Below are 7770 nucleotides of genomic sequence, written 5' to 3' on the forward strand. Positions count from 1 at the left end.
GCTCCTCGCGCTCCACTGCGGGGACGGGGCGCGTTCATACCATCTTTTCTTTACGAGTAAAGAAAAGTGACATCTCACACGTTCTAAAACGGCCAATCCCGTACAGCCGCGACAGCAGCTAGAAGCGCTAAAACACTGCCCCACTCACGCTATTCTGCATCAGCAGCTAGAAGCATCAAAACCCCGCCCTAAAGAGACACCCCCGCGTCAGCGGGCTAGACAGTGTCCTGTTCCCAAAACGATGCGTGCCCGCGCAACCAGCGACGCTGGATACTCCGTGAACGCGCCATCGACGCAAGTTGAGACCGCTCGCCTTCGCTCAACACCAGATCCGGCTTCGGTCGTCCCATTGGCATGTTGGCATCTCCCGTGCCGTTACCAGTGTAGGCGACCACGATACTGCTTGCGACGTTGGTTTCGTGGTGAGGCCCCCGGTAGCGGCATCCCTGCTCGCTCATCCATCTGCCGGTACCGGCGCAAAGCACCACGATCTATCACGCCGTGATGGTCTCGTGGTGGGGTGGGCGAGGTGGTGAATGTCTCAGAACTGTTTCGACGGTGCCACCGCGCCCACGACGGAAACGGGACGCTAGCCCGGCTTGCCGTCGCCCTTCGCCGTGCCACGTGCGGGGCGCAGATGCCCGCGCCGCGCGTTCCAGCGTGGCCAGTCCCACCGGCTTGACCATCACTTCACTCATTCCCGCAGCCAGCGCATGCAGGTGATCCTCGCTCTGCGCGCTCGCGGTGCAGCCGATGATCGGGATGCTGCGCAGGGCATCCTTGCGCGCGCGAATCGCCTGCGTCAGGCTGAAGCCATCCATCACCGGCATCATGCAGTCGCAGATGATCAGGTCCGGCGGACGTCGCAGCAGTGCCTGCAAGGCGAGGGCGCCGTTCTCCGCCGTATCCACGGCAACGCCAAGCCGCTCAAGCTGGCGCTCCATCAAAAGCCGGTTGGGCGCGTGGTCGTCCACGATGAGCACCCGGGCGCCGGGCGCAAACAGCGCGATGCCCGCATTGCCGCTCGCCGGCGCGTCTGCCTGGGGCAGCGAGGCCGAGACCTCCAGGCTGAGGCGCACCAGCACCTGCGTGCCGTGTCCAGGCTCGCTCTCCAGGGTGATCTCGCCTCCCATCTTGCGTACCAGGTTTTGTGCGATGGACAGGCCGAGGCCGGTGCCGCCGCTATTCGCGCGCTCGGTTGACTCCACCTGGGAAAAGGGCCGGAACAGCTTGCCGATCGCCTCCGCGGGAATGCCGATGCCGGTGTCCTTGATGCTGAGGCACAGCGCTTGCGAGGATCCCCGCGAGGCAGCGCCGTCGAGCCGGATATCCACGCCTCCGCGCTCGGTAAAGCGGATGGCATTGGATAGAAAGTTGCTGATGACCTGCTTCATGCGCAGGATATCCACGCGATGCACTGGCGCCACGGTATCGCTCACGCTGACGTTCAAGGCCAGGCCTTTATGCGAGGCGACGGGACCGAACATCTGCACGACTTCATGCAGGCCCTGGCGCAGGCTGGCGGCACGGGGTTGCAGCGTGAACTTGCCGGCCTCCATCTTGGAGAGGTCCAGGATGTCGTCCAGCAGCGACAGCAGCGATGTTGCCGCGCCATGCGCCGCGTCGAGTTGCTCGCGATCCTCGTTGTGGGCGTGCAGGCGCGTCAGCACCAGTTCCAGCATCCCGAGGATGGCGTTCATCGGCGTGCGTATCTCATGGCTGATCGAGGCCAGGAATGTCGACTTGGCGCGGTTGGCCGCCTCGGCGCGATTCTTGGCCGCAGCCAGTTCGGCCAGCATCTGCTGGCGTTCCGTTACATCGATCCAGCCCCCGACGATCCCGGCCGTGCCGCCATTGGCGCGGCGCAGCGGCACCACCCAGCTGATCACGCTGCGCAACTCGCCGCCGATGGTCAGTTGGCGATCGGCGCTGAACGGCAGGCCGGTGCGCAACACGCGCTGATACACCGCCATCAGTTCTTCGTGGCTGATATCGGGGTTGACGGCGGAGCGCACGAAGGCCGGCCCGGTCCCGGCCAGCGCCCGCCGCGTCGTGCCCAGCGCCGCTTCGTAGGCGGTGTTGCAGGTGATCATGCGGAACTGGTTGTCGCGCAGGTAGATAGGCTGGGGAATGCCGTCGAGCACCGCCGTCTGGAATGCAACCTGGTCCTGCAAGGCATGCTCGGCCGCGGTGCGTTGGGTTACCTGGCGCCGCAGCGAGGTCACCCACGCCAGAAACAGCAGGCTCACCAGCAGCAGGGCGGCCGCGCCCGCCATCAGCCACGGCATGAACTGGCGCCAGGTGAAGCCCGGCGAGCGGATTTCCGTCCAGTGTGCGCGCATGGCGCCGAGATCGTCGCGCGAGATGCTGAGGATGGCCTTGTTGATGATGTCCAGCAACTCCGGGTGCTGGTTGCTGACACCCACGCCGACTTCCAGCGGCACGCCGCCCGTGGCCGCCGCCACCTTGAGCCGGCCGGCATAGGTTCGCGTGAGCATATAGTCGGCCATGAAGGCACTGGAGATGGTGGCATCCGCGCGTCCCGTGGCGACCATGCGGAACGCCTCCTCGTACGAGCCGGCCTCGCGCTGGTTCACCGCGTAGTTGGCGCGCACGAGATCGTAGACGCCGTTGAATGGCGGCACGGCGATCACCTTGTTGGCAAGGTCGGGCAGGCTCTTGATGCTGTCGTTGCCGGCGCGTGTGACAACCACCCAGTTGCCGGAAAAATAGGGCGCGCTGACCGAGCGCGGGGCGTGGCTGGTGGCGGGATGGTTGAGCGGCAGGGTCGGCACCACATCCAGCGAGCCGTTCTCGAGCGCGGCGGTCACGTCCGCGGCGCTGGTCGGCCAGTAAGGCACGAAACGCAGCCCGGTGCGCTGCGCGATCAGTTGCAGCACCTGCTCGGTGAGCCCGCCCGGGCGCTGCTTGGCGTCGACGAACTGGAACGGGACGAAGTCGCGCGCCACCAGGTAGCGCACCTCCGGGTGGCTGGCGATCCACGCGCGCTCGGCCGTGGAGAGTTTGAGCTTGTCGGTGAGGTCGAATTCGAGCGAGCTGGCACTCCAGAGGGTGTCGATCTCGCGCTTGAGCGCCGCGGGCATCTGCGCCAGCGTCTGGTCGATGATCCGGCCCAGCGCGGGATCGATCACTGCAAAGGTGACGCCCTCTTGCGCCAGCGGCGCGAAGTTGCGCGCCGTCAGTTCGTCGTACCGGTATTGCTCGACGAGGTAGCCGGCGGCGGTGGCGCTGGTGACCATGACGAAGTCCGCATCCCGGGAGAGCTGGTCGAGCGCGCTTAGCAGGTTGTAGAACGGCAGCAGCTGCGCGCCAGGGTACGCCCGCTGCAGCGCGGCCGGCGAGACTTCGCCCGCCAGGTAGCCGATGGCGCGGTTGGTGTCGTTGCGCGCGCCGTCTCGCCGGGACACCACCTCGATCAGGCGATGGTCATGGTACGGCGTGGTGCGCGTGCCGGTGGCGGGGCTGTCCAGCGAGGTGGTGGTCAGGTCGATGGCGCCGTTGGCCAGCTGGCTGCGTGCCAGTTCGTGCGAGGGATAGCGCTGGATCTGCGCCGGCACCCCAAGCCTGGCTACCACCACGGCAAGGTAGTCCGCGGAGATCCCGCGATAGTCCCCCTTCAGGTCGACCAGGTCGAACGGCGGCAGGTAGTTGCCAACCACGCCCACCCGCAAGACCTTGTGCGCGCGGCGCCATGCATGCAACGCCGCATCGTTGCCCTGGGGCGCCGCGGCACTGTCGATGGCGTCGCGCGTGCCGGCGGAATCCAGGCGCACCTGGGAACTCAGCTGCAGCGTGCGCAGCGGCTCGGCTGGCAGGGCAGCCGGCGCCGGCGGGCCGTGGCAAAGCGCCAGCAGCACCAACAGCTGGCGGCGCCACCAGTTCGCCGGCACACGCCGGCTCAGGGTGGCCGAGCCTTCCACCGGACGCGGGAAACTGCAGATGCGCATAAGGGATTCTCGTGGAGGGAGGCGCGCTGCGGCGTGCCGGATCTGCACACGCATGGGTTTGCAGCCTTCAAGCGACGCCGGGCGCCCACCCTGGAAGTGCATGCCTTGGCCCAAATGTAAGGGGTGCGCCGGCAGATAGATCTGAGAATTATCTGAAAAGTCGTGCGAACTTTCCGTGGCTAGCGCTTTTTCTCCGTATTTAAGTGATTCAAGGATAACATCAAGTGGTGCCGCCGCAATGGCAACGATGTATCAGGCATGCGAAGCCTTCTTCGAAGGCTTGCAACAACCCCATAGGGTCAGGCTATCCACTTGTCATAGCAAAAATCAATCATCGTCTTTGTAACGATGAATTGTACAAATCACCTCCGGACGAACAGAATCGGGTCTTCGCTGCAACACGCGGCCATCCACCCCAAGTCATCCAGGAGCTAATCCATGCTGCAATCCCGTGAAGGTCAACGCATCCCCAATGTCACGTTCCGCGTTCGCGAGAACAACGAATGGAAGACCGTGACCACGGCCGACTTGTTCGAAGGCAAGACCATCGCGCTGTTCTCGCTGCCGGGCGCATTCACCCCGACTTGTTCGTCCACCCACCTGCCGCGCTACAACGAGCTGGCGCCGGTGTTCGCCAAGCACGGCGTGGACGCGATCCTGTGCGTCTCGGTCAACGACACGTTCGTGATGAACGAGTGGGCGAAGGACCAGGAGTCGGAAAACATCGTGATGATTCCCGATGGCAACGGCGAATTCACCGAAGGCATGGGCATGCTGGTCGACAAGGCCGACCTGGGCTTCGGCAAGCGCAGCTGGCGCTATTCGATGCTGGTCAAGGACGGCGTGGTCGACAAGATGTTCATCGAGCCGGAAGAGCCGGGCGACCCGTTCAAGGTGTCGGACGCTGACACCATGCTCAACTACATCGCCCCCAACGCCAAGAAGCCCGACCAGGTCGTGGTGTTCTCCAAGGTGGGCTGCTCGTTCTGCGCCAAGGCCAAGCAGATGCTGTCGGACCACGGCTTCGATTACATCGACGTGCCGCTGGAGCACAAGATCCGCGGCAAGGTGCTGGGCGCCTTGTCGGGCGACATGACCGCGCCGCAGATCTTCATCAACGGCAAGCTGATTGGCGGCGCCGACGCGCTTGAGACCTACCTCGTTCGCTAAGCCTCGGCCAGCGACGCAACACGCTTGACCGCCGCAGGGCGCGGCGCCGGCAAGTCCGGCAGCCGCGTCCCAGTCGGCGGACCCGATGGCAGCGCCACCTGGTGCCATCCGGTCCGTTGATTGACACAGCCTTTACCAGGAACGCCGAGATGACCATCACGCAGAACGTGCAGAACCCGCAGACCGTGCAAACCATCCAGACCGACGTAGCCGTGATCGGCGCCGGCACGGCAGGCCTGGCCGCGTACCGCGCCGCCCGCGCCGCCGGCAAGCGCGCCGTCATCATCGAAGGCGGCCCCTATGGCACCACCTGCGCCCGCGTGGGCTGCATGCCCTCCAAGTTGCTGATTGCCGCGGCCGAGGCCGCGCATGAGCTGCGCCACACGGCCCCCTTCGGCGTGCATGTGGATGGCGAGATCCGCATCGACGGGCGCGAGGTCATGGCGCGCGTCAAGCGCGAGCGCGACCGCTTTGTCGGCTTCGTGGTGCGCGGCGTGGATGGCATTCCCGCCGAGGACAAGGTGAGCGGCTATGCGCGCTTTATCGACAATACCGTGCTGCAGGTTGGCGAGCACACCACGGTGCGTGCCAGCCGCGTGGTGATTGCCACCGGCTCCAGCCCCATCATCCCGCCGCCGTTCAAGGTGTTCGGCGATCGCCTGGTGGTCAATGACGACGTCTTCGCCTGGGACGACCTGCCGCGCCGCGTGGCCGTGTTCGGGCCCGGCGTGATCGGGCTGGAACTTGGCCAGGCACTGTCCCGCCTGGGCGTGCAGGTGCGCGTCTTCGGGCTGCGCGGCGGCGTGGGCCCGCTGACCGATCCGGCCATCAAGGCCAATGCCGTGGCCAGCTACCGCGAGGAGTTCTACCTTGACCCGGACGCGCAGCTTGGCGAGATGCGCCGCGAGGGCGACGAGGCGGTGATCAGCTTTACCGATCTCTCGGGCAACACCGTCACGGAGCGCTTCGACTACGTGCTCGCCGCCACCGGCCGCCAGCCCAATGTGCGCGGCCTCGGGCTTGAGCACACCGGCCTGGAACTGGATGGGCGCGGCATGCCGGTGTTCGATCCGGCCACCCTCCAGTGCGGCACGGCGCCGATCTTCATCGCCGGAGACGCCAACGACGTCCTGCCGCTGCTGCACGAAGCGGCCGACGAGGGCAAGGCAGCCGGCGAGAACGCCGCGGCCTATCCGGCGGTGCGCCCGTTGTCGCGCCGCGCCCCGATTGGCGTGGTCTTCACCGACCCGCAGATCGCCATGGTGGGCCAGCGCCATGCCGACCTCGAGCCGGACAGCTTTGTCACTGGCGAGGTGAGCTTCGAGGACCAGGGCCGCAGCCGCGTGATGCTCAAGAACCGTGGGCTGATGCACGTCTATGCCGACAAGGAAAGCGGGCGCTTTCTCGGTGCGGAATGGACCGGCCCGCGCGCCGAGAATATCGCGCACTTGCTGGCCTGGGCTTACCAGCAATCGCTCACCATCGACCAGATGCTGGCCATGCCGTACTACCACCCGGTGGTGGAAGAGGGCCTGCGCACCGCGCTGCGCGATGCGCAGTCGCAGCGCGCCGGCTGAGCGCTGCCGGCGTTGCGCGTCGCACTGGCTGTCCCCGTGGCAGCCAGCGGGTTGGCTCCGACAGAATTCTTTGCAATCCCGTCCTGTACCTGCGCTGTGCGCACGGCGATACTGCCGCTCAACGCACACAGCGTCGGGAAAAAGGAAAAGGAGGAAGCGATGGAGCTGACCACGCTGCAGAAATATCAGGACCTGGCCGTGGCCTATGCCAGCGACTTTGGCGTGAAAGTGCTCGCGGCCATCGCCTTCTGGGTGATTGGCCGCTGGCTGATCCACATGGTAGTGCGGATGGTGCAAGCGTCGCTCGGGCGCCAGAAGGTGGACCCTACGCTGCTGCGCTACGTGGGCTCGATCATCACGGTCACGCTGAACGTGGTGCTGGTGATCGGCATCCTTGGCTACTTCGGCATCCAGACCACCAGCTTCGCCGCGCTGATTGCCGCTGCCGGCGTGGCCATCGGCATGGCATGGTCCGGCCTGATGGCCAACTTCGCGGCCGGCGCCTTCCTGATCGTGCTGCGTCCCTTCAAGGTAGGCGACTTCGTCACCGCGGCCGGGGTCACCGGCACCGTGCGCGAGATCGGCTTGTTTGCCACCACGCTCGATACGCCGGACAACGTGCTGACCGTGGTCGGCAACAACAAGATCTTTGCCGAGACCATCCAGAACTTCACGGCCAACCCGTCACGCCGTGTCGAGCTGAAGGCGCAACTGGCGGGGAGCACTGATCATGCCGCCGCCATCGCCTTGCTCAAGCAGCATGTGGCGGCCATCCCCAATGTGTTGGCCGCTCCGGCCGTCGACGTGGAAATCCTGGAATTCACCCTCGTCGGGCCGGTGCTGGCGGTGCGCCCGCACTGCCACAACGACCACTACTGGCAGGTGTACTTCGACACCAACCGCGTGATTCGCGAGTGCTTCGGCGAGGCCGGCTTTGCCGCGCCGATGCCGGCGCAACTGGTGGTGATGCAGGCCGCGGCCAGCCACGCCGGCGAGCCGCCGCGCGCGCTGCCGGCAGCCACAGCTTAGCCGGCACTCACTTCGACACGGCGCCC

4 protein-coding genes are annotated in these 7770 nt (G+C 65.9%); 3 read left to right on the plus strand and 1 reads right to left on the minus strand.

Annotated features, from left to right (window positions below):
* Positions 1-494: 494 nt before the first annotated feature.
* Positions 495-3968: an ATP-binding protein gene (locus ACYP5B_RS50190; RefSeq protein ID WP_459574925.1), complete on the minus strand. Its 3474-nt coding sequence runs from the start codon at positions 3966-3968 to the stop codon at positions 495-497.
* Positions 3969-4406: 438 nt separating this feature from the next.
* Between ACYP5B_RS50190 and ACYP5B_RS50195 the strand changes: the two genes are divergently transcribed.
* The 3 genes from ACYP5B_RS50195 (at position 4407) to ACYP5B_RS50205 (ending at position 7744) form a co-directional block, all read left to right on the plus strand.
* Positions 4407-5138: a glutathione peroxidase gene (locus ACYP5B_RS50195; RefSeq protein ID WP_459574927.1), complete on the plus strand. Its 732-nt coding sequence runs from the start codon at positions 4407-4409 to the stop codon at positions 5136-5138.
* Positions 5139-5323: 185 nt separating this feature from the next.
* The gene (locus ACYP5B_RS50200) at positions 5324-6715 is read left to right on the plus strand and encodes a dihydrolipoyl dehydrogenase (protein WP_400092966.1); all 1392 of its coding nucleotides are present in this window, start codon (positions 5324-5326) and stop codon (positions 6713-6715) included.
* A 159-nt stretch (positions 6716-6874) separates the two neighbouring features.
* Entirely contained in the window at positions 6875-7744 is an 870-nt protein-coding gene (locus ACYP5B_RS50205; protein WP_318234463.1) for a mechanosensitive ion channel family protein, read from the plus strand.
* The last annotated feature ends 26 nt before the right edge of the window (positions 7745-7770 follow it).

The organism is Cupriavidus sp. 8B (assembly GCF_054589115.1).